This is a genomic window from Bacillus sp. EKM501B (assembly GCF_011800505.1).
GTDB lineage: Bacteria > Bacillota > Bacilli > Bacillales > Bacillaceae_G > Bacillus_A > Bacillus_A cereus.
On sequence record NZ_JAALFZ010000030.1, the window covers coordinates 1 to 24358 of the forward strand.

Genomic DNA, 24358 nt, shown 5'->3' on the forward strand with positions numbered 1-24358 from the left:
AGTTAGTTTGTCTAGCATCTAAAATAAAAATTGACGTTTCACGTTGTTTGTTTCGTTCAGTTTTCAAAGAACTACTTTGTCGCTCAGAAGCGACTTTATCAATATAACATTTCGTTATATTTTCGTCAACAACTTTTTTTAATAAGTTGTTTTTCGTTTGTTTTGTTTGTTACCTTTCGTGGCAACGAATATAAATATACCAGTTTGATTATTAAAATGCAATAGTTTTTCTAATAAAATTTTTAACTTAGTAAAAAAGTATAAAAACAGCACATTTCTTCTATATAAATATAATTTCTCGCACTATCAAGATTTACTATACCCACGCAACTCATGCTCAAATAAAAAAAGCTTTGGAGAAATCTCCAAAGCTTAGTCTTGTTTATGGCGCATAGCAGGGAATAATAATACATCACGAATAGATGGTGCATTTGTTAATAACATAACTAGACGATCAATACCGATTCCTAATCCACCCGTAGGAGGCATACCGTACTCAAGAGCTTCAATATAATCGTCATCCATCATGTGAGCTTCGTCATTACCTTGTTCGCGCTCTTTTAATTGCGCTTCAAAACGTTCTTTTTGATCGATTGGATCATTTAACTCAGTGAATGCATTTGCATGTTCACGCGCAACGATAAATAATTCGAAACGATCTGTAAATCTTGGATCTTCATCATTCTTTTTCGCAAGCGGCGAGATTTCTACCGGATGACCGTAAATAAATGTTGGTTGGATTAATTTATCTTCTACTTTTTGTTCGAAGAATTCATTTATAATATGACCAACTTCCATTGTATCTTTAATTTCTACATTATGTTCTTTTGCAAGTTCACGCGCTTCTTCTATACTCATCGGATTCCAGAAATCAGCTCCAGAGTATTGCTTAATCGCATCTACCATATGAAGACGTGTCCATTCTGGTTCTAGATTAATTTCATAATCACCATACTGGATTGTTGTTGTACCCAGTACTTTTTTCGCGATATGAGCAACCATATCTTCTGTTAACTTCATAATATCTTTATAATCAGCGTATGCTTCATATAATTCAATCATCGTAAACTCAGGGTTATGACGAGTTGATACACCCTCATTACGGAATACACGGCCGATCTCATATACTTTTTCTAAACCACCCACAATAAGACGCTTTAAATGTAGCTCAATTGCGATACGCATATATAATTCCATATCTAACGCATTATGGTGTGTAGTGAAAGGACGCGCAGAAGCTCCACCTGCAATTGCATGCATCATAGGTGTTTCCACTTCAAGATAACCGTTGTCATCTAGGTATCTTCTCATCTCACGAATAATTTTACTACGAGTAACGAACGTTTCACGACTTTCCATACTTGTAATTAAGTCTAAGTAACGTTGACGGTAGCGTTGTTCAACATCTTTTAATCCATGGTATTTATCTGGTAATGGACGAAGAGATTTCGTTAATAGCGTAAAGCCTGTTGCTTTTACTGAAAGTTCTCCAACGTTTGTTTTGAACACTTTACCTTCAATACCTACTAAATCACCTAAATCTGCTGTTTTAAATAATTCGTACTCGTCATCTCCAACAGCATCTTTACGAACATAAATTTGAACTTGTCCATGTAAATCTTGAACATGTGCAAATCCAGCTTTCCCTTTTCCGCGTTTTGTCATAATACGACCAGCGATAGAAACAGCGATTTCCTTCTCCTCTAATTCCTCTTTAGAGAACTCTCCATATAGACTCACTAAGTCAGTTGTTGAATTTGTGCGTTCAAATCTTTTACCGAACGGGTCAATTCCTTGTTCACGTAAATTATGTAGCTTTTCACGACGAACAATCAATTGGTCGTTTAATTCTTCGTGGTTCATGTTATCCATGATATTGATATCACTCCAGCTCTATTTAATTTTACAATATATACAGTATAGCATTTTCTACTCAACTAGAAAAACTGCCAGCAACTAACTGGCAGCTCTTCTTTCTTTCACGTAATTATAGGAAGTGTATAGAAGAATGTCAATCTCCTATGTCCATTATTAACCAACGTAAATTGTTTGTTGTTTCGCTTCCACTTCTTCTACAAATGTACCTAACACATTCGCAAGGTCTTCCCGTGTGTTACAAGCATTAATACCATTACGTACACTCGCATTACCACGAACACCTTTTAAATACCAAGCTGCATGTTTTCTCATCTCTCTTACAGCGACACTTTCATTCTTTAAGTCGATAAGACGATCTAGATGCAACATACATACATCAATTTTCTCGCGCACTGTTGGTTCCGGCATTAATTCACCTGTCTCCAAATACTTTACCGTACGATAAATCATCCACGGATCTCCAAGAGCAGCACGACCAATCATAACACCATCTACACCAATTTCATCAAGCATACGCTTTGCATCTTGCGGCGTTGCGACATCACCATTTCCGATAACCGGGATATTTACAGATTGTTTTACTCGTTTAATAATATCCCAATCCGCTTTTCCTTCATACATTTGCACTCGTGTACGTCCGTGAACCGCCACAGCTTGGCCACCAGCACGCTCAACAGCCCTAGCATTTTCTATTGCGAAAATATGTTCTTCATCCCAACCGATACGCATTTTAACTGTAACCGGCTTTTCAACAGCATCCACAACCGCTGCTACCATTTCATATATTTTATTCGGGTCTAAAAGCCACCTTGCTCCAGCATCACATTTAACGATTTTCGGCACTGGACAACCCATATTAATATCAATTATGTCTGCTGTCGTATATTTATCTACATATTTCGCAGCATCTACAAGAGTTTCTTTCTCTCCACCAAAAATTTGTAAACTTAATGGCTTTTCTCTCTCGTCGATATATAACATATCTAATGTTCTTTTATTATTAAGTAATATTGCCTTATCACTTACCATTTCAGCACAAACTAATCCGGCACCAAATTCTTTTACTGTTAAACGGAATGCAGAGTTACACACTCCCGCCATCGGTGCTAGTACAACCGGATTTTTCATCTCGATATTTGCAATCTTTAACAATCAATCTACTCCTTCCCGTACAATCACTTTGGCATTAATTCCTCTATCGAAACATTTAATGCCTTAGCAACTTCTACTACAAAATCTTGAGAAGGCGATCTATTCCCTCTCTCAACCTCACCTAAAACAGATACAGATACCCCTAGTGCTTTAGCAAAACCTTCTTGTGTGTAACCTTTTAGCTTTCGAAAAGCACGAATGCGTCTTCCCCATTTTTCTGCTTCCATACCGTTACTCCCTCTCGCCTTTTCATTTCTTCTACTTGTGAACATGAAATGTTTTGTTTTATGTCTTGATTAATTTCTAACAACGGAACGATAACAAAAGCTCTTTCAAACATCCGCGGATGCGGAACAATAAGATTCTCTGCTTCAATATTCTCTTGATTATAAAGTAAAATGTCAAGGTCGATAGTCCTCGGCCCCCACCTAATTTCCCTTTTTCTTCCTAGGTCATTTTCTACTTTTTGTGTTACTTTCAATAATTCTTGTGGTGATAAATTGGTAGAAATTTTTATAACTAAATTTAAAAAGCAACTTTGGTCAGTATAGCCAACTGGCTCAGTTTCATATACAGATGAAATATCATCAACCTGAATATAAGGATTTTTATTTAAAAACTGAATCGCTTCGGTTAGATACGTATAACGCTCTCCAATATTTGACCCTAATGCAATGTAAGCTATATTGTTCATGGACGTTCTCTCGTAATTTCTACTGCTACAGCACGATAATGACCCGGTATCGGTGGATCTGGCTTAATTACCTTAATTGTACAGCGCGAAATACTTTCATATTGTTTTAATATATCTGCAGCAATATTTTCAGCGATACTCTCCACAAGCTTATACTTTCTATCCTCAACAACTTTTCTACATAATTCGAAAAGCTCGCCATAATTGACCGAATGCTCTAAGTCATCACTTTCCCCTGCACGCTTTAAATCCAACTCCACCGTTAAGTCAACTTTAAATCTCTGACCTAATTTATTCTCCTCTGGGAACACGCCATGATAACCATAAAACTCCATATCATGGATATAAATTTTATCCAATTACCTTACCCCCTTACCAATCATCGCATCCATCATTTTAGCCATACGCGCCATTTCTTTCACATCATGGACACGAACAAACTCACAGCCCTTTTCAATACCAAGACAAACAGTAGCTCCCGTTCCCTCAAGGCGTTCCTCTACTGGCAAATCTAATACGTGCCCAATAAAGGACTTTCTCGAAGTACCTAAGAGAACCGGATAACCTAGCACATTTAACTGTTCTAAATTACGCATCGCCTCTAAGTTCTGCTCAGGTGTTTTAGCAAAACCGATACCTGGATCTAAAATAATATTCTCATCTCGCACACCAGCATTTTTAGCAATTTTAATACTGTCATACAAATCAGCAATCATATCCGCCATTAAATTACGATAATTCATGTTATCGCGGTTATGCATTAAAATGATGGGTACATCGTAATGAGCTGCGACTTCAGCAATTTTCGGCTCCGCCTTCGCTCCCCAAATATCATTAATAATATGAGCACCAGCCTCAATTGCTTGCTTTGCAACTTCAGCTTTATATGTATCGATAGATATAGGCAATTTTACTTCTTTTGAAACTGCTTGAATCATCGGGACAACTCGCTTTATTTCTTCTTCTACTGATACTTTAGCAAAACCCGGGCGAGTAGATTCGCCACCAATATCAATAATATGAGCACCTTCACCTTGCATTTCTTTTGCGTGACGTACCGCAGCATCTACCTCGTTGTAACTCCCACCATCAGAAAACGAATCTGGTGTTACATTTAAAATCCCCATAATTAATGTCTTTTCATTTAAATTCAATGTATATTCGCCGCAGCGTAAATCATAATCCCACTTCAAACTACACATCTCCTCTTCGTAATTCATTTCTGCTCCATAATTTCTCTCTTTGCATTCCATAAAGGTACATTAAACTTTTTGTAACCACTCCTACTTTACCCGGGAAATCCTGCGCTTCTATACGATAAAGCGGAACAATTTCTTGAATGGAGTTTGTTACGAAGACTTCATCCGCTGAAAGTAGCTCATCTTTTGTAAAGAAACCTTCCTTTACTTCTATATTTAATTCTTCAGCACTCTTTATAATAAACGCACGAGTGATACCATTTAAAATCCCTGTCTCTAACGAAGGTGTATATAAAACATCACCTTTCACAAAAAATAGATTGGAAACAATACCCTCTGCAACATAACCTGCTTCAGTAAGAAAAATACCTTCCTTACTCACAACATTTCCAATTTCACGCTTCCCTAAAATATTATTTAAATAATGATGAGACTTCAGACGAAATGTTCCTTCCGGTGTATTTCGCACTTGTTTTAGAATAACACCTTCTTTTTCCACTACATCTCCTGGAGCTGTTAAAGGTTTTATAAAAACAATAACCGAAGGCTCTTCATACATTTCCGTTTGTAATCCTATTTCATCTATACCCGCTGATACATTAAAACGTACATATGCATGCTTCAATTCATTCTTAGCGAGTAAATCTTTCAAAATAAGCATCACGTCATTTTTTGTCATTGTCCATTTAATTTGCAATGTATCCAGCGCTTCTATTAAACGGTCATAATGATCATCCAATAAGAAAGGATGACCATTATAAATACGAAACGTTTCAAAAACTCCAAGACCATATAAATAACCATGATCATAAGGAGAAATTTTCGCTTCACTTGCTTCTACATACTGGCCATTTACGTAAATTAACATAACGTTGCACTTGGACTGTATTTACAAATGAAATTCTGTAACAACTCTTTCCCATGAGAAGTCATAATAGATTCCGGATGGAATTGCACACCCTCTATCGGCAATGTCTTATGACGAAGTGCCATAATTTCTCCTTCCTCTGTCCAAGATGTTACCTCTAAGCAATCGGGTAACGTCTCTTTCTTAACAATAAGGGAATGATAGCGCGTCGCAGTAAACGGATTAGGAATATCCGAAAAAATCGTCTTTCCATCATGATGCATAAGCGACGTTTTCCCATGCATTAATCGTTCTGCACGGACAACCTCTCCACCAAACACTTGTGCAATGGATTGATGCCCTAGACAAACTCCAAAAATCGGAATCTTTCCAGCAAAGTATTTAATAACTTCCATACTAATCCCCGCTTCATTAGGACTACATGGACCTGGAGAAATCATTAGAAAATCTGGTTTCATATTCTCAATATCTGAAATGGTCACTTCATCGTTACGTTTAACAACGAGCTCTTGTCCAAGTTCTCCAAGAAACTGCACTAAATTAAATGTAAAAGAATCATAATTATCAATCATTAATATCATTTCTCTCACCTAACCGTTTCTTCGCTACGTTCTTTTGCACGCCATAAAGCAATCGCCTTTTTTAACGACTCTTTATATTCATTTTCTGGATTTGAATCAATTACAATTCCCGCCCCTGCTTGTACATGAGCTTTTCCATCTTTAGCAAGAAGCGTTCTAATTACAATATTCAATTCTGTATCTCCAGAATAACCAATCCAACCGATTGAACCTGTATAAATCCCTCTTCGAACAGGTTCTAATTCCTCAATAATTTCCATCGTACGTATTTTCGGGGCACCAGTAATTGTTCCCCCAGGGAATACAGCCTTCACTAAATCAAAAGCATCTTTATCTTCTTCCACCTCACCACGCACATTAGAAACAATATGCATAACATGTGAGTATTTCTCAATTACCATAAATTCATCTACTTCTACAGTGCCATATTTACAAACACGTCCTAAATCATTTCTTTCTAAATCCACAAGCATTACATGCTCTGCTCTTTCTTTTTCGTTCTCAATTAATTCTCTTGCTAATTCTTCATCCTCTTGCTCATCCGCGCCTCTAGATCTCGTTCCAGCAATTGGTCTTGTACTTACTTCAGTTCCTTGTTTCTTAATTAACAACTCTGGCGATCCACTAACAATTTGAAAATCCCCAAGCTCCAGGTAACCCATATATGGAGATGGATTAATTTCACGAAGACTTGTATAAATTTCTAGTGGGTGTGTCTGTAACGTTCTTTCTTGTCTCGTCGACAAGTTTACTTGGAACACATCACCCGCCCCAATATATTCTTGAATACATTCAACTGCCTTCATAAAGCCGGCTTCAGTAAAAGCAACTGCTTCACTTTTCTTTTCAGGACTTTCAAAGGACACAGTCACTTCAGGCGCTTCTGTCATCCAAAGACTCTTCCACTCATTTAGCCGTTCTTTTGCCTCTTCATATTTATCTACATAATGCGTAATAACCCATAACACTTGTTCTTTTTGATCATAGACAAATACGTCATCAAATAATAAAAAGAAGATGTCAGGTATATTAATATCATCTTCCGCAAGAGAAGGCAGCTTTTCAATATAACGGATACAGTCATAACTGAAATAGCCAATTGCACCACCTTGAAAAGGCGGATACTCTGGGTTATAGTCCGTCTTCCATTGTTCCATATATTCTTGCATTAAATCTAACGGATTCCCTCGTTTTATTGTTTCCTTACCACTTTCACTTATATGTAACGTTTCATCCTTCCCTCGGATTACCGCTACTGGGTTCAGCCCTACAATGTTATAACGACCGCCACGGCCGCTTTCTAACAAAATATGTTGCGATTTACCCTGAGAAAGAAATTTATATTGCTTAAAGAAATCTAACTGATATGGAATAGAAAGCGCTAAAGATTTTCTTCGTTGCATATCAACACCCCGTCTTCTTTTATCCCACCCTCTTAGATTAACCAGCTCAAACTACATAAGTTATTTATATAGAGATTGATTATACTCGAAGGCTAGTGAAAATAATTTAATTATACTACCTCTTATTTTACATGAAGTTTTCTAGTCATTCACTCTTTTCCTATTTCCAATCCCAAAAGAAAAAGCACCCTTTTTCAAGGATGCTTTTTCAATCGCGTTTAATTATGATTCAAATTGATAAAGTGGTGTACTTAAATAACGTTCACCGTTACTTGGGATAATAACAAGTACCTTTTTCCCTTTACCTAACTTTTTCGCAACTTCTGTTGCTGCATAAATAACTGCGCCTGAAGAGATACCAACTAAAATACCTTCCTCTTTAGCCACTCTTCTCGCATATTCAAATGCTTGCTCTGTTTTCACTTGAATAATTTCATCATATACTTCTACATCCAACGTCTCCGGAACAAATCCCGCCCCAATTCCTTGGATTTTATGTGGACCTGGTTTCCCACCAGATAATACTGGTGAATCTGCAGGTTCTACTGCATAAATTTTAATATCTTTATACGCTTCCTTCAGTACTTCACCAGCACCAGTAATCGTTCCACCTGTACCAATACCTGCAATAAACGCATCTAATTGGTCACCCATTTGTTCAATAATTTCTGGACCTGTTGTTAAACGGTGAATTTCTGGATTCGATTGGTTTTTGAACTGTTGTGGTATAAAGTAGCCATGCTCTTTTGCTAATTCAGTCGCTTTACGAATTGCTCCACCCATTCCTTCAGGCCCTGGAGTCAATACTAATTCCGCACCGTAAGCACGTAATAAATTACGACGCTCAATACTCATTGTTTCTGGCATTACTAAGATTGCATTATATCCTTTAGCAGCCGCTACCATCGCTAAACCAATTCCTGTGTTACCACTTGTCGGCTCAATGATTGTATCGCCCTCTTTTAATAATCCATTTTTTTCAGCATCTTCAATCATAGCTAATGCGATACGATCTTTAACGCTACTCCCCGGATTCATAAATTCTAATTTTAAGTATATATCTGCGCTGTCTGATTCTACGATGCGGTTCAACTTAACGATCGGCGTTTTCCCGATTAATTCTGAAACTGATTGTGCCACTCGCATTCCTGTCACTCCTAACACCGAGTATTTTTATTGGTTTTATCTATATTTAGATTTTGTCAGAAAATTCCCTGTTTGTCAATTCATTTGGAGGATTGCTCCTCTTAATTCCCTTATTACAAATTCTCGATTAAATTTGTAATATCTTCTTTAGAGAACTTGTATCGTTCATTACAGAAATGACAGTGAACTTCTGTCTCTTCCTCTTCTTCACGAACTTGCTCTAACTCTGTTTTACCTAAACTAATTAATACACTCTCAATACGCTCGCGTGAGCATGTGCAATTAAATTGAACATCCATTGTTTCTAATACTTTTACTTTATCTTCTCCAAGAACTGCATATAGTAGCTCTTCCGGAGAAAGTCCTTGTTCAATCAACGTTGATACAGGTGGAATCTTTTGTAAACGGTCTTCAATAAATGAAATCGTTTCATCTTGCGCACCCGGCATAATTTGAAGGATGAATCCACCTGCCGCTAATATGCTATCATCTCCATTTACAAGAACACCAACACCTACAGAAGAAGGCGTTTGTTCAGAAACTGCAAAATAATACGTAAAGTCTTCTCCTAATTCTCCTGAAACGATTGGAGATTGACCAATAAACGGCTCACGCATTCCAATATCTTTAATTACAGTTACAAACCCCTCTGTACCTACCGCTTGATATACACGTAACTTCCCTTGTTCTGTTCCTTCAAAATCAACATGCGGATTCGTTACATAACCACGTACATCTCCATTTGCATGAGCATCTACTAAGATAGGACCAATCGGACCGTTACCTTCTACCTTAATCGTTAACTTTTGCTCACCTTTTAACATTGCGCCCATCATTGTACCCGCAGTTAAAGAACGCCCTAGTGCCGCTGAAGCTGTTCTCCATGTATCATGACGTCTTTGCGCCTCACTTACTGTATTTGTTGTACGTACACTATACGCACGCACTTCTCCATCAAACGCTAACGCTTTTACTAAATAATCTTTCATACGTATTTATTCACCTTTCTCATGCTGTAAATTTGCATTACGTTCATATAACATGTATAAACCTTTTAACGTTAAAAATGGATCTACAATATCAATTACATTCGATTCTTCGGAAATTAATTTTGCTAATCCACCTGTTGCAATAACTTTAGGTTCTTGTCTAGCTTCTTCTTTCATACGCTTAACAATACCTTCCACTTGTCCAACATAACCATAAAGAATACCCGATTGCATCGCACTTACTGTATTTTTCCCAACTACACTGCTTGGTTTTGTAATTTCGATACGAGGAAGTTTTGCTGCTCTGCTATATAAAGCCTCTGCTGAAATCATAATTCCTGGCGTAATAACTCCACCCATATAATGCTTTTCTTCGTTAATATAACAATATGTAGTAGCCGTACCAAAATCAACAATAATAAGCGGACTTCCATATAAGTGGATTCCTGCTACTGCATTTACAATTCGGTCTGCGCCTACTTCACGCGGATTTTCATATTTAATATTTAGCCCTGTTTTTATCCCAGGCCCTACTACAAGCGGTTTAATTTTAAAATATTTTTCACACATGCGCTCTAAAGCAAACATAATTGGTGGTACGACTGAAGACACAATAATACCTTTCACATCTTCAAACGAAAGACCTTCATGCTCAAGCAATTGCTTTACAAGCATTCCATATTCATCTTCTGTCTTATGACGATCTGTTTCCATGCGCCAATGCTGACGAAGTTCCCCCTCTTCAAACACACCTAGTACAGCATTTGTGTTCCCTACATCCAATACAAAAATCATATTCTCACCACTTATCTTATTTAATCTATATTTGTGCAGTATGTATAAAACTTATAAAAACATCATATCACACATACTTATATAATCAGCTTTCCTATCCTCATCATTTTACAAAAAGATTGCTCTCTATTTCAATTTTTAATACTAGTTTTACTTAAATTACTTTATCCACTAAGTTCTCAATAGTAATTAACAAAGGTTTTAACAAACAAAAAAGGAGTGACGATAGTCACTCCTTCGTTTCTTACTTATCTTCTTTATCTTCATCGTCTTTCTTCATGTTGATGTTTACTTTCACATCATCTGAAGATGTTGGACGTTCTGGCAATCTGCCGTAATCACATAAATGATTGATTTGCTCAGCATCTAACGTTTCTACTTCAAGTAACGTTTTTGCAATAAGATCTAGCTTATCACGATTTTCAGTAAGAATGTCTTTTGCACGAGCATAACATTCTTTCATAATCGTTTGCATTTCTACATCGATATCGTGTGCAATTGCATCACTGTAGTTTTGCTCTGAATGGAAGTCTCTTCCTAAGAACACTTGACCACCTTGCGAACTACCAAATTGCATTGGTCCAAGCTTATCACTCATACCGAATTCTGTAACCATGCGTCTTGCAATGCCCGTCGCACGTTGGAAGTCGTTGTGAGCACCTGTACTCACTTCACCAAATACAATCTCCTCAGCTACTCGACCACCAAGTAAACCAGTGATTTTATCAAGTAACTCTGGCTTTGTCATGAAGTAACGATCTTCTTTCGGAAGCATTACTGCATATCCACCAGCTTGACCACGAGGGACAATTGTTACTTTATGAACGACATCAGCTTCATCAAGAACAACACCAATTACAGTATGACCCGCTTCATGGAAAGCAACGATATTACGTTCTTTTTCAGAGATAACACGACTTTTCTTAGCCGGACCTGCAATAACGCGATCCGTTGCTTCATCAATGTCACTCATATCAATTTTCTTCTTATCTTGACGCGCAGCTACTAAAGCAGCTTCGTTTAATAAGTTTTCAAGATCAGCACCAGAGAATCCTGGCGTACGAGTTGCAATTGCTCTTAAGTTGATATTCTCATCAAGCGGTTTATTACGAGCATGCACCTTCAGTACAGCTTCACGGCCATTTACATCTGGACGATCTACTGTAATTTGACGGTCAAAACGACCTGGACGTAATAATGCTGGATCAAGAATATCAGGACGGTTTGTCGCAGCGATGATAATAATACCTTCGTTTGCACCGAATCCATCCATTTCAACAAGTAATTGGTTCAACGTTTGCTCACGCTCATCATGGCCACCACCAAGACCTGCGCCACGTTGACGCCCTACTGCATCAATTTCATCAATGAAAATGATACAAGGAGCATTTTTCTTTGCATTTTCAAATAAATCACGTACACGTGATGCACCGACACCCACAAACATCTCTACGAAGTCAGAACCACTGATAGAGAAGAATGGAACGCCAGCCTCACCTGCAACAGCACGTGCTAATAAAGTTTTACCTGTACCTGGAGGTCCAACTAATAGGACACCCTTTGGAATACGAGCACCAACTTCAGAGAACTTACGAGGGTCTTTCAAGAATTCAACTACCTCAACAAGTTCTTGTTTCTCTTCATCCGCACCAGCAACATCTCTGAAACGAACTTTTTTCTTTTCATCATTATATAACTTCGCCTTACTTTTCCCGAAGTTCATAACACGGCTACCGCCGCCTTGAGCTTGGTTTAATAAGAAGAAGAATAAAATGAAGATGATGACAAATGGAATGATTGAAGTAAAGAATGTTACCCAGGCACTTGTTTCTTCTGCTGGTTGATACTTAACTTCGGCACCTTTCGCTTTATCATTAATTTTCTTTTGTAATTCCTCAGTATTTGGTGCATAAGTAACAAATTGTTCTCCTTGGCTAGAGTTATTAAATTGTCCTTTTACCTCAAATACACCATTTTTCGGTTGAAGTTGCACATTACGCACTTCACCGCTTTCTAGTTTAGTAATGAATTTGTCGTAGCTAACTGATGTCGTTTTTTGTGTCGAACCATTAAAATAGCTCACGATTCCAATTACTACTAAGAATATCAGTAAATAAAAGATGGTATTACGGAAGATACGATTCATTCCTAACCTCCTCTCACGGCATAAACACTATAGTAAATCGTAACATAGAAAAACTTTCCTATACAATTGTGAAGCCTATATTTAATTAATTTGAGTAAACGCTTGGTTTTAATACGCCTACATAAGGAAGATTACGGTACTGCTCTTTATAATCTAATCCATATCCTACTACAAATTCATGTGGAACAGTAAATCCAACATAATCCGCTTTCAGATCAACCTTACGGCCTGTTGGCTTATCTAATAATGTAACAATTTTTACAGACTTCGCTTTACGATATTTGAATAAGTCTACTAAGTAGCTTAGTGTAAGACCACTATCAATAATATCTTCGACGATTAAAATATCGCGACCTTCTACAGAAGTATCAAGATCTTTTAAAATTTTCACTTCGCCTGTTGAAACTGTAGAGTGACCGTAACTAGATACAGCCATAAAATCCATTTCAAGATATGTATCTGTTCTCTTTAATAAATCTGCCATGAATGGCATTGCGCCTTTTAATACACCAATTGCAAGAGGTACTGTGTTTTTATAATCCTCTGCAACAATTGCACCTAGTTCGCGCACCTTTTCTTGTATTTGCTCTTCAGAAATTAATACTTTTTCGATATCTTGATTCATCATTTCATTATCCTCCCGGAAGACTCCTTGCTTTTGTAGTGAATAATCATATATTTATCCTTCTTTGCCATCTCTTTCGAAATTGCAAATGCAGATCGCTTCAACAAGGGTACCCAAATAATGGTCCCACTTGCATCACAAACGACCGGCCATTCTTCTCTTTTTTCTTTCGGTACTTTTGCTTCGATAAAAATAGCTTTTATCTTTTTCGTGCCATTCATACCTTGTATTGACATGCGATCTCCATTTTCCCTAGAACGAATACGAAGTGGATATGATATATCATTATACTTAGCAACAAATACTGTTTCATTCATGTTACTTGGTATATCTTCGCTCACCTCTGTTACAAATTCATCCCCGTTCAATAGCGTAATGGTCCCGGGTACTGATAAATCTTGTAAAAAAGGAGAAACAATTTCTTGTTTAAATCTAAAGCTACACTCCTCGTATGTACGAACAATTTTCAAATCACCTGGAAAATCAAGTGAACCTGAAGGTTGTGTCCGCTTAAAAAACTCAATCACCTTGTCAATATGTATGGAAGAAAGAGAAGATGGAATCTTATATTCATAAAGATAGTTTAATATTAGTTGAATCCCTCTTCTTTGTAAAGGCATAGACATGGATTCAAAGGCAGGAATTGATAAGCTAATTTGTTTATCACTTTTTTTTGTAATTACTTTATTCATTTTCTCAAAAGCTAATTCCTGCAAATAAGCCTCATCCTCTTGCATCTGCACGCTAAATTTTTGGAATTTCTCATGCACTTGTGGATTTTCTTCTTTCAAATGAGGAAGGACATATTTACGTAATCGATTCCTTGTATATACTTCCTTTTTATTACTCGGATCTATACGTGGCATTAAATTTAGCTTATTACAGTAATCAACAATTTCTTCCTTCGTTACCCCAAGTAACGGCCTAATTAAATACCCATTATGAAAAGGACGCTTCACTGGAATTCCTGCATATCCTTTCGGAGTACTCCCTCTTACAAGACGCATTAAAATTGTCTCGACTTGATCATCTCCATGATGTCCAAGAGCAACATATCTTGCATCATATTTCTTCATTATTCTTTCCAAAAATGCATATCTGCATTCTCTAGCAGCAACCTGTGCATTCATTCCGTATTGCTGTTGATATTGTGATACATTAATCCTTATCGTTTCACAAATAATTCCCAGTTCTTCACAAAGGCCCTGCACAAACCGTAAATCCTCATGAGATTCATCACCTCTAAACATATGATCCACATGAGCTACTACAATTTTCAACTGTTTTTCCGCTCTTTTTTCTAATAAATAATATAAAAGCGCTAACGAGTCAGGACCACCAGAAACTCCCACAACAATTGTTGAATCATTTTTTAATACATCATGCTGCTTTACAAAGTCATCTACTTTTTCAACAAATGTATCTTTCAACTTCGTAATCACCTTTCATTAAACAAGAACAGCAACGTTAGTTGCCTTGTCTACAATGGTACAACTTTTACAAACATTGTGCAAAAAAAAGATATACAAAAATTACATTTTTATCTTACATCCTCCGTGTATATTCACAAAATTAATAACATTACCTTTTTCCACAAAAAAACCTAGGTATTCACCTAGGTTTTTAAAATCAAATTATAGATAAACATTCCACTTACATTTTACTGCGCCTGCATTCCTACAATCGGAATCGTAGCCCACTTCGGCATATTTTTCTTCACTTTTGCCACTACAATAGTCATATCATCATTTATATAACCATCACAAGAGCGAATCACTTCTTCCATAATGATATCAGCAATTTCTTGCGGGTCTTCGGTTTGCAATTCTTTAATTTTTCGTTTCATCCACAATTCATGATTCTCCACATGCTGTGCTCCCTCAAAAATCCCATCGCTCATCATAATAAGAATATCGCCCGTTTTTAATTGTTCACCCACCACATCAACTTCAACATCTTCAATGATTCCCATCGGCAAATTACTTGCTTCAATTTTCAAAATATTATTTGCGCGTTTAACAAAACTCGGCGTCGATCCAATCTTTAAAAACCTTGCACTCGCATCCCGCAAATCTACCATAGCTAAATCTAACGTCGTAAACATCTCTTCTGTCGTTCTCAAAGAAAGAATTGAATTGATAGACTTAATTGCTATTTCTTCATCAATGCCCGATTGGAGTATTTTTTGTAATAATTTCACCGTTTCCTTACTTTCCATATGAGCCCTTTGCCCATTCCCCATACCATCACTAATTGCAAGTGCATATTTACCAACACTTAAATCCATCATCGCATAAGAGTCACCCGAAACAAATCCACCGCCTTTTGCAGCTGTAGCCAATCCTGTATCAAGAGAATACGTCTTCGCCGAACCAAATGATATTAAACTATGGCCATTTGGATAAGAAGACTTTTCTTCATGTTTAACGACAATATTTTCTTTAAGGATATCCGAAAGCATCGGTGCAACTAACTTTTCACATTCACCATGTTCATTAGATGCAACTGGAATTAACATTTCAATATCAATACTTCCTCTATCTAAACAATAAATATCAACATGCTCTACTTCGACACCAAAATCACGGAATGCTTGCATAATCTGTTCTTCCTGCACTTGATGATTTTCACGCTCTCGTTGTATCTCCTTAGCAAAATCCTCCATAACCTTTGATACACCTAATAGTTGCTCCGCTACTATTCTACGATTTTCCTTCATTTGTTTTCGTAATTTTTGTCCCTCATAGAAGTGATCCAATTCACCCGCTACTAAATCCGTCACTTTTTTCCCTCTCACACAATGCTTGTCCCACTCACGAACTAATTTACGATTATGTTGCAGGGTTCCTTCTTCCGTTTCATTCATTATTTGTTTCATATAATCGTACGTTTTATCAAAATTCACTACCCAGCATTGATCCTTTTTAAAGCATGTTTGACATGTTTTCGCAGTAATTGTACTCAAAAACAAATCTGCTTCTGTCTCTTTATCTTCTTCCTCTACATACCCATATACAGAAAAGCTATTAGATAAAGCAGCAAATACATTTGCAAATTGGTTGATTTTATTTGCTGTAACATCACGCATCCTTCTTAAATATTGTTGTTGGTCTTGCGAATGCTCTTGTGTACCTGGCATAAATTTAGCAATACGATCCAAAACAAGCTTCGGTGTTAATAAGAAGATAACAATCGCTACACCTGACTCAATTAAAGTTGTTACAATATTTGTCTGTTTGTCCACATATAATGTAATTAAGCTTGTCCCAATTAATAAACCTAAACTAACACCTAAACGCTTCCCTTCTTTTAACAATCCACCAAGCAATCCAGAGAAAGCAAGAAGGCTAAGCTGAGACAAGCTAGACACATTTGCTAAACTTAATATTAGTCCTGTTACAACCCCTACTGTGGATCCTGTGGCAGCACCTGCAATAAATGCAAATACTAGCACTAAATACCTTGTAAAAATATGTTGAATAGAAGCATCATATACAAACCAATCTGTTGTACCCGTTAAAACAGATGCTAGTAATATAATCAAACAAACAATTTCTTCCGTCTCTAATGCCTGTTGTTTTCCTTTCCTTTCCACTAAAAGCGGGACGCTTTGTAAAAATATCATAGTTAATACGAAACTAAGCCCAGCCTCAATGGTACTAACGAGTAAATCGTACATGGTGACAGTTTGTTGCGCAAAATATACAACAACTAAGTGTGCGGTTAATGCGGAGATAAATACTTGAAATGGAACAAGTCCAACAGTTTTACGTGTAAATCGACTAAAGAAGATATTATAAATGAAGAAGGTAAAGATAGATGCAAAGGTAAAAAACAAATTATCTATCGATACCGAAAGAGCTCCTCCCATTAGAGCTAAAAATGCTAGCGGCATCTTATCCCGCTTCATAACATAAACAGCAGCAAAAAATGGCAGTGCAAACGGTAAAATATTTGTTAATATATATGCTCGTCCCAAAAGAAAACCAATAACAACAATAATAAATCCCCATCTAAAGAAAACTTGCTCAAATTTCATTCGCAACTTACTCGTCCACTTTATTCCTCCAAGCTGACTCTCATTCATTGCCAATGCACTTGTATTCATAGTATTCCTTCCTGCTTTAGGCATATTTTTAACACCACCTGCATAGTTTAATTACTGTCATTATAAAAGATGATTGTTGGTTTTTTTGTCAAAACAACAGTTTTCACTTTTATAATCGTTCGACTTTTTATTCGAAATAACTCTACAGATATACACGGTATGTAAGTTATTTTTGATATTTTAATTAAATATTCAGAAAATATAGGGTGATTTTGTAGAAGTGTTGTATATCTTAATTTATTTAACAAAAAAAGATCATGCAAATTTGCATGATCTTTTTAGATGACCCGTACGGGATTCGAACCCGTGTTACCGCCGTGAAAGGGCGGTGTCTTAACCACTTGACCAACGGGCCGTTAAATTAAATATAGCGGCGGAGGGGATCGAACCCCCGACCTCACGGGTATGAACCGTACGCTCTAGCCAGCTGAGCTACACCGCCATGTCGTCTTATTTAACGGACAATTAGTATCTTACATCAGATACTAATTAAAGTCAACACATCTCAAAAACTTTTTTAAAAATATTTTTAACATATAAAAAAGCACCCTGAGCCATCACTCTGGGTACCTCTCTATATGTTAAAAACTAAACGTCCTTATTATCCGCGACGCGCGCCACGGCCACCACGTTTAGACTCTGTGTTACGCTTTAAAGAAGTTAAACGATCTTCGCTATCTTTTAAGAAGCGTGCCATCTTTTGCTCAAATGTTTCTTTCGGAGCTCGGTCGTTACCGCCACCGCGATTATCTCTGTTGAAAGAGCGATTATTACGTTGTGGACGTCCAGAACGTTGTTGATCACCACCGCGTTGGTATTCACCGCGTGGACGATCTCCTTCTGTTTTTTCACGTTCTTTCGCTTTTTTGATAGATAAACCAATCTTTCCATCTTTTTCAACATTAATAACTTTTACTTCTACTTGGTCGCCCACTTTTAAGTGATCGTTAATATCTTTTACATAGTTATCAGCAACTTCACTAATATGAACAAGACCCGTTAAGCCCTCTGGCAGCTCCACAAAAGCCCCAAAATTTGTAATACCTGTTACTTTACCCTGTAACTTGCTGCCTACCTCGATTGACATAAAAAAAATGCTCCTCCTTAGTGGTTAAAAAGTCAAATTTTACTTTATTATATATAATCCTAAAATATAGTGTCAATAAGACATACTCTACTTAGAAACAGGAAAAATTATCTCCCCTTTACCAGAGAAGAAATAATCCCTTCTAGCAATCTTTAATACGTACTCTTCATCATTTAACTTTTGAACTTCGTCTTTTAGACTTTTTTCTTTATTCGTTAATGAATCCAGTTCTTTTTTCATGTCCTTAACTTTTGCTTCTTTTGCTTTAATGGAACTGTTTTGTTGATAAAACGTTACACTAATACTCGCAATAATTGTAAAAGTAAAGACAAGAAAAACCGCTAAACGGCGATAAAGTCGCTTCCTGTTCTCATCCGTTTGTATTATATGCTCTTTAACAGGATTTGGACTCTGTTTTTCGATTGTTCTTTGTCTCAGTTCCCTCATTTCCGAGGTCCCCCTAACTTCTTTTTTATATGCTCCCATAGTTGGAAGATATGTCCCTTCAATTTTGCTATATATTGCAGGAACCCTATATGTTTCACTATAAAAAGTTTAACACGATTAGGGAGAAGTTTCCATATGAGCGAAGCAATAAATCGAACAGGCCAGAAAAAAACTTTCCATATGAAAAGTAATATCCAAATCACCATTTTCCATAACACATGTCCAATTGAAAGCAGTATACGAAATAAGAATAATATAAATGCAATAAATAGCTGCGCTATAATAATAACAGGTTTTATCATGAGTAGCTGTATAATTCGAACAAAAAAATATGTTGTTTGCATAAAAATATAGATGAGAAAATTTAACAGCTTCATGTATAGTGCCTTCAGTAAGCTTTGATATGCCGCAAAACCACATAATAATGCCAAAAACACATATATACGTAGCTCAGCTTCATTTACGAGAAGCAATACATAAAAGACGGATAATGCTTGGACAATCCAAAATAATATATCATGTATAAATACAAGCCAACGTTTACGTTCTTGGCGCTTTAAAAAACGTTGATATGTATCTAAAGACGCTCCAATCCAAGCACCCATTCCAATCATTGAAAGCATTGTATACAACTGAATTGTTAAGCTCATTTAAACAACTTACTAAAGAAACCTTTAGTTTTTTCCCCTTGATTTTCATCAATATACAGCATCTCATTAACTTTCCCTTTAATCGACACAATACCTTTTTCCACATCTAAATTTTTCATTTGTAAATTTTGACCACGAATTGTTAAAAAACCCATTACGGTCTCTAGTAAAAACTCTTCGCTATCAAAACTCTCTACCTGCTTCACACCGGTAATATCAATTATACGCCTGCCACGCATAATAATGTCATGCTCTACAGAAACATTTTGTTGATTAGAAGACGTAGGTGAGTAACCATTATTCACGTAAATCCCCCCATAGGTTTTTACTAGCTAATAGTAATGTATGAGGGGATAAATGATTTTAGAACAAGCCTTCTTCCGCTTTTACTTTTTCTTCACGAACTAAGCTATACATATTTGCTGCATCTTCTTTTTTAGTTGTTTCTTTTAATTCATTTATTTTCACAGTCACTATTTTTTGACCAAAACGAATTGTTAATTCGTCAGCTACTTTCACATCAGAACTTGCTTTTGCCACTTGACCATTAATAGATATTCTTCCTTGATCAGCTACTTCTTTCGCTAATGTTCTTCTTTTAATTAAACGTGATACTTTTAAAAACTTATCTAGACGCATATCAAATCCCCCTATTAACGCTCTGTCTGTTTCGCTTCTTCCCATAAAACATCTAACTGTTCTAATGATAAATCTTTCATCTCTTTATTCATTTCAGCTACTTTTGCCTCCATGTATAAAAAACGACCAGTAAATTTCTCATTAGTTGAACGTAACGCCTCTTCTGGATCTATTTTGTAATGACGAGCTATATTAACAAATGCAAATAGTAAATCACCAAACTCACCCAGCATCTTTTTCTCATCCATATTTGTAACCTCTTGTTGGAACTCTTGCCATTCTTCCAAAGCTTTCTCTATCATCGGTTGCACATCAACCCAATCAAATCCAACCTTACCAGCTTTCTTCTGAATTTCATAGGCGCGTAGTAACTGCGGCAAACTTTTGGGAACGCCATTTAAAACAGATTCTTTCACGAATCCTTTTTCTTGTTTTTTAATTTCTTCCCAATTTGCAATCACTTCATCAGCGCTGTTTACATCCGTATTTCCAAACACATGCGGATGGCGACGAACCATTTTCTCAGATAGAGTGCGAATGATATCATCTATAGAGAACCAACCTTCATCTTCTCCGATTTGAGCATGAAGCATAACTTGTAATAATATATCACCTAATTCTTCTACTAAGTGATCATCATCCTCTTCATCGATTGCTTCCAACACTTCATAAGCTTCCTCAATTAAATATTTCTTTAATGATTGATGTGTTTGCTTTTTATCCCACGGACAACCATTTGGACCACGAAGTTCCGCAATAATTTCTCTAAGAACATCAAACTGTTGATACAAGGACGCACGCTCCTGAACTGGCGGCACGTACACACTCGTTAAATTATTCAATTCCGTTTCATGATCTAACATGTACAACGGTACCTTCTTTACTTGTTCAAATGAAGTTCCTGCAGCTGTTACGATATACACTTCATAATCATCTGGTAACATCTCCATTAATGTTAATTTTACATCAGATGCAACGAATGCATCATATACTTGGCAAAAGATTAAATGTTGACGCAGTTCTAATTGCCCTCTTTCAAATGATGTAGCATCAAGTAATTGGAATCCTTCAATCGGATCAATCTTTAGACTTGCAAACATAGGATCAAGGAAACTTTGTCCCCCCTCAATTCGCACTTCAACATTTGAAACTTCTCCTTTTTCCAACAGTAGCTGAACTGTTCTTTCTGCTACAAGTGGATGCCCGGGAACAGCATAGATAATTTCTGTACCTTCAGCTTGTTCTAGCAATTTATTCGCAATTGTTTCATATACAATTTCAAACGTATCATGTGCTTCATATATAGCATCAAAAGACGTATATTGTACGCCTTCTTTCTCCAATTCTTCTATAACTGGATGTTCTTTCGTTCTAACAAACAGATGGTCTGCTTCTTTTATTTTTCGATATACACCCATCGTTAGCTGATCTAATTCACCAGCTCCTAAACCTAAAATAGTAATGATTCCACTCACAACCAGTCACCTCTATCCACTCTTCTTCAATGAACCTTCTTTTTTCTCTTGTTTCATAACGGTTCCTAATTCTTTTTTTGTAAATACACGTAATTTCAAAATAAAAAACATATATGTCAATCCGCCAATGGCTACACCTAACAACGCTTCAAGTGTCGCGCTTCCTCTATGTTCCGTATCAATTACTAATCCAGACATCTGTAACACACGTGTGAATATCATTAATACAAATCCCATACAGATACCACTAATTACTATCCCTAACATATTTCGCTTATTGATAAGTGACCCTGATACAGCTCTCGTAAGCAACAAAGTATTTAGTCCAGAGATTATAATTAACGCACATAAAGTCGCAAAGGCTGCACCTTTCACACCAAAATAAGGCATGAATATATAATTTAACGCTAACTTTAAGCAACCTCCAAATACAACAAATAATGCTGGCTTAAACGTTTGCCCCAATCCTTGTAAAATAGAAGCTGTCGTAATTGACAATGAACTAAATAAAATAGATAACGATAAAATAGATAAAACATCTGATCCATCACTGTTTTCAAACAACATAATATTCGTAGGTTGAATAATACAAGTTAGACCAATAGCTGCTGCAAGTCCAATAACACATGTTATTTTCACTGCTAACTTTACCTTTTCTTGAATAAAGGAAAGATCTCCTCTTTCCTTCGCCGCTGTAATAATCGGAATAAGTGACAACGAGAAAGAAGTCGTCACAACAGTACCTAATTGCATTAGCGGAATACTTCTATCATAAACACCCTTTAATACCTTTGCATTTTCAGCCTGTTCTCCCACACCAATAAGTAAGCTGTAAAAGGACACTGAATCAGCCATCTGTATAAAAATAAGCACTAAATTACTAACACAAATCGCTAACCCCTGCCAAAAAAGGATTTTAACTATCTTCCTTTTACCCTTAATTCTCGCTGCACTTTTGAAGAATATAGAACGAAAATCTTGACGCATATACAATATAAGTACAATAATCCCAATAAGACCACCCGCAATTGAGCCTAACATAGCCCCTGCACCAACTGTATATAAATCAAATCCGTGAGCAATTAGGAATAGCGATAAAAATACAATAATAGAAACTCGAATTGTTTGTTCTATTACTTGCGAAACAGCCGTTGGCATCATATTATTAAATCCTTGAAAATACCCTCTTGCTACAGACAAAAATGGCATCAATAAGAATGAAAATGAAATAACACGTAGTAACTTATCTAAGTGTATATCGCCCATAGCTACCGCAATTGTTTCGGCCCCAAAAAACAATGTAAAGAAGCCTATAAAACCAATTCCTAATAAGAACCAAAAAGATACACAAATAATTTCTTCTGCTTCTTTTTGTTTTCCCCGCTCTAATCGTTCTGCAACCATTTTCGAAATGATAACAGGAAATCCATAAGTAGCTAAAATTAAACAAAATCCATAAAACGGGTAAATTTGTTGGTAAATATAAAATCCAATATCCCCCGCTATATTTTGATATGGAATACGGTAAAAAGCGCTTAATACTTTTGTAACGAAACTTGCAATCGTTAATATAATAGCCCCACGCCAAAAGGCTTGATACTTCTTCGCTTCCATACAAGAAAACTCCTTTTTCTATTCTCACCTCTCGTATTATATCATAAAGAAAAGAACAAACTCCCTTCCCAACACGGGTAATAATGAGTTCCTACACGTTAAAAATATTCAACGAAAAAAGGTAGCAAAGTGCTACCTTCATTCAATATACATATATCTCCAAATAATTGATTTCTCAAAAAGAAAGATCATAATTAGGAAAGATTGCTACTTCTAAAATCAATATACCCTTACTGTTCCATTTGTTTCGCTAAGAAACTGGCAGCGGTATTAACCGCTTTATGCTCAATCTCGCTTATAATAGCTTCTTTTGAAAAAATAATGACGGCTCCAATCGGATCTCCGTTTGCAACAATTGGTCCAACTGTATAAGAATGAACCTTTTCTGTTACACCATCAATAATGGAAATATCACTTTCATCCGTCATAATAACAGACTTTCGTTCTTCCATCGTTTTTTCAATTAAATCGCCAACACTTTTATTTAAGTATTCTTTTTTCGATACGCCTGATACTGCGATGATAGAATCTCGATCACACACAAGCACATTATGTCCTAAGCTGTCATATAAAGCATCAGCATATTCTTTTGCAAAATCACCTAGCTCACTAATTGGAGAATACTTCTTTAAAATTACCTCTCCATCGCGATCAACAAATATTTCTAGTGGGTCTCCTTCTCGAATACGTAAAGTTCTACGAATTTCCTTCGGGATTACGACCCTGCCTAAATCATCAATTCGACGTACGATTCCAGTTGCTTTCATTCTAATGCTGCCTCACTTTCTACTGATGATCAAAGTGGTGAATTTACCTGTTCATGTAAAAATCACCAACTGTTAGATATAGTATTTTACACATT

At 36.5% G+C, this 24358-nt stretch carries 24 protein-coding genes and 2 tRNA genes; all 26 read right to left on the reverse strand.

Annotation, left to right across the window (positions count from 1 at the left end; genetic code table 11):
* Window positions 1–372 precede the first annotated feature (372 nt).
* On the reverse strand, window positions 373–1872 hold the full coding sequence (gene lysS, locus HFD78_RS27415) for a lysine--tRNA ligase (RefSeq protein WP_000369667.1): 1500 nt from the start codon (window positions 1870–1872) through the stop codon (window positions 373–375).
* A gap of 159 nt (window positions 1873–2031) precedes the next feature.
* The gene (gene dusB, locus HFD78_RS27420) at window positions 2032–3030 is read right to left on the reverse strand and encodes a tRNA dihydrouridine synthase DusB (RefSeq protein WP_000912254.1); all 999 of its coding nucleotides are present in this window, start codon (window positions 3028–3030) and stop codon (window positions 2032–2034) included.
* Between the two features lie 23 nt (window positions 3031–3053).
* On the reverse strand, window positions 3054–3257 hold the full coding sequence (locus HFD78_RS27425; RefSeq protein WP_000387024.1) for a helix-turn-helix domain-containing protein: 204 nt from the start codon (window positions 3255–3257) through the stop codon (window positions 3054–3056).
* Complete coding sequence (folK, locus tag HFD78_RS27430) at window positions 3209–3724, reverse strand: 2-amino-4-hydroxy-6-hydroxymethyldihydropteridine diphosphokinase (protein ID WP_001059447.1); 516 nt, start codon at window positions 3722–3724, stop codon at window positions 3209–3211. The genes HFD78_RS27425 and folK overlap by 49 nt, the downstream gene beginning before the upstream one ends.
* The gene (folB, locus tag HFD78_RS27435) at window positions 3721–4083 is read right to left on the reverse strand and encodes a dihydroneopterin aldolase (protein ID WP_000358062.1); all 363 of its coding nucleotides are present in this window, start codon (window positions 4081–4083) and stop codon (window positions 3721–3723) included. Before folB ends, folK begins: the two co-directional genes overlap by 4 nt.
* A complete protein-coding gene (gene folP / locus HFD78_RS27440) occupies window positions 4084–4944 on the reverse strand; it encodes a dihydropteroate synthase (RefSeq protein ID WP_002103948.1) in 861 nt (286 codons plus the stop codon).
* Window positions 4919–5791 (reverse strand): aminodeoxychorismate lyase, encoded by an 873-nt coding sequence (gene pabC, locus HFD78_RS27445; protein ID WP_000909873.1) that lies wholly within the window; start codon window positions 5789–5791, stop codon window positions 4919–4921. Before pabC ends, folP begins: the two co-directional genes overlap by 26 nt.
* A complete protein-coding gene (gene pabA / locus HFD78_RS27450; protein ID WP_000602296.1) occupies window positions 5785–6372 on the reverse strand; it encodes an aminodeoxychorismate/anthranilate synthase component II in 588 nt (195 codons plus the stop codon). Before pabA ends, pabC begins: the two co-directional genes overlap by 7 nt.
* A 5-nt stretch (window positions 6373–6377) precedes the next feature.
* The gene (gene pabB / locus HFD78_RS27455; protein WP_001189721.1) at window positions 6378–7775 is read right to left on the reverse strand and encodes an aminodeoxychorismate synthase component I; all 1398 of its coding nucleotides are present in this window, start codon (window positions 7773–7775) and stop codon (window positions 6378–6380) included.
* Window positions 7776–7997: 222 nt separating this feature from the next.
* On the reverse strand, window positions 7998–8921 hold the full coding sequence (cysK, locus tag HFD78_RS27460; RefSeq protein ID WP_001261719.1) for a cysteine synthase A: 924 nt from the start codon (window positions 8919–8921) through the stop codon (window positions 7998–8000).
* A 113-nt stretch (window positions 8922–9034) separates the two neighbouring features.
* On the reverse strand, window positions 9035–9910 hold the full coding sequence (gene hslO / locus HFD78_RS27465; protein WP_000656372.1) for a redox-regulated molecular chaperone HslO: 876 nt from the start codon (window positions 9908–9910) through the stop codon (window positions 9035–9037).
* 6 nt (window positions 9911–9916) lie between these two features.
* Complete coding sequence (locus tag HFD78_RS27470) at window positions 9917–10705, reverse strand: type III pantothenate kinase (RefSeq protein ID WP_000578368.1); 789 nt, start codon at window positions 10703–10705, stop codon at window positions 9917–9919.
* Between the two features lie 244 nt (window positions 10706–10949).
* Window positions 10950–12851 (reverse strand): ATP-dependent zinc metalloprotease FtsH, encoded by a 1902-nt coding sequence (gene ftsH, locus HFD78_RS27475; RefSeq protein WP_001079672.1) that lies wholly within the window; start codon window positions 12849–12851, stop codon window positions 10950–10952.
* Between the two features lie 85 nt (window positions 12852–12936).
* Window positions 12937–13479: a hypoxanthine phosphoribosyltransferase gene (gene hpt, locus HFD78_RS27480; protein WP_000981844.1), complete on the reverse strand. Its 543-nt coding sequence runs from the start codon at window positions 13477–13479 to the stop codon at window positions 12937–12939.
* A complete protein-coding gene (gene tilS, locus HFD78_RS27485; RefSeq protein WP_191968134.1) occupies window positions 13476–14906 on the reverse strand; it encodes a tRNA lysidine(34) synthetase TilS in 1431 nt (476 codons plus the stop codon). The genes hpt and tilS overlap by 4 nt, the downstream gene beginning before the upstream one ends.
* Window positions 14907–15136: 230 nt before the next feature.
* Window positions 15137–17608, reverse strand: a complete 2472-nt coding sequence (gene spoIIE / locus HFD78_RS27490) for a stage II sporulation protein E (RefSeq protein ID WP_001123552.1) — start codon at window positions 17606–17608, stop codon at window positions 15137–15139.
* A 259-nt stretch (window positions 17609–17867) separates the two neighbouring features.
* Window positions 17868–17939: transfer RNA gene (locus HFD78_RS27495), tRNA-Glu, on the reverse strand.
* 13 nt (window positions 17940–17952) lie between these two features.
* A tRNA-Met gene (locus HFD78_RS27500) sits at window positions 17953–18026 on the reverse strand.
* A 159-nt stretch (window positions 18027–18185) separates the two neighbouring features.
* A complete protein-coding gene (locus HFD78_RS27505; protein WP_000021451.1) occupies window positions 18186–18671 on the reverse strand; it encodes a S1 domain-containing RNA-binding protein in 486 nt (161 codons plus the stop codon).
* An 87-nt stretch (window positions 18672–18758) separates the two neighbouring features.
* Complete coding sequence (gene divIC, locus HFD78_RS27510) at window positions 18759–19118, reverse strand: cell division protein DivIC (RefSeq protein ID WP_001208739.1); 360 nt, start codon at window positions 19116–19118, stop codon at window positions 18759–18761.
* Window positions 19115–19768: a spore cortex biosynthesis protein YabQ gene (gene yabQ, locus HFD78_RS27515; protein WP_000059777.1), complete on the reverse strand. Its 654-nt coding sequence runs from the start codon at window positions 19766–19768 to the stop codon at window positions 19115–19117. Before yabQ ends, divIC begins: the two co-directional genes overlap by 4 nt.
* Complete coding sequence (yabP, locus tag HFD78_RS27520; protein WP_001059104.1) at window positions 19765–20073, reverse strand: sporulation protein YabP; 309 nt, start codon at window positions 20071–20073, stop codon at window positions 19765–19767. Before yabP ends, yabQ begins: the two co-directional genes overlap by 4 nt.
* 58 nt (window positions 20074–20131) lie before the next feature.
* Window positions 20132–20407, reverse strand: a complete 276-nt coding sequence (locus HFD78_RS27525) for an RNA-binding S4 domain-containing protein (protein ID WP_001234876.1) — start codon at window positions 20405–20407, stop codon at window positions 20132–20134.
* A 14-nt stretch (window positions 20408–20421) separates the two neighbouring features.
* The gene (yabN, locus tag HFD78_RS27530) at window positions 20422–21882 is read right to left on the reverse strand and encodes a bifunctional methyltransferase/pyrophosphohydrolase YabN (RefSeq protein ID WP_048568260.1); all 1461 of its coding nucleotides are present in this window, start codon (window positions 21880–21882) and stop codon (window positions 20422–20424) included.
* A 12-nt stretch (window positions 21883–21894) separates the two neighbouring features.
* Window positions 21895–23496: a putative polysaccharide biosynthesis protein gene (locus tag HFD78_RS27535; RefSeq protein WP_048568261.1), complete on the reverse strand. Its 1602-nt coding sequence runs from the start codon at window positions 23494–23496 to the stop codon at window positions 21895–21897.
* A gap of 230 nt (window positions 23497–23726) precedes the next feature.
* Entirely contained in the window at window positions 23727–24263 is a 537-nt protein-coding gene (gene spoVT / locus HFD78_RS27540; RefSeq protein WP_000648302.1) for a stage V sporulation protein T, read from the reverse strand.
* Window positions 24264–24358 lie beyond the last annotated feature (95 nt).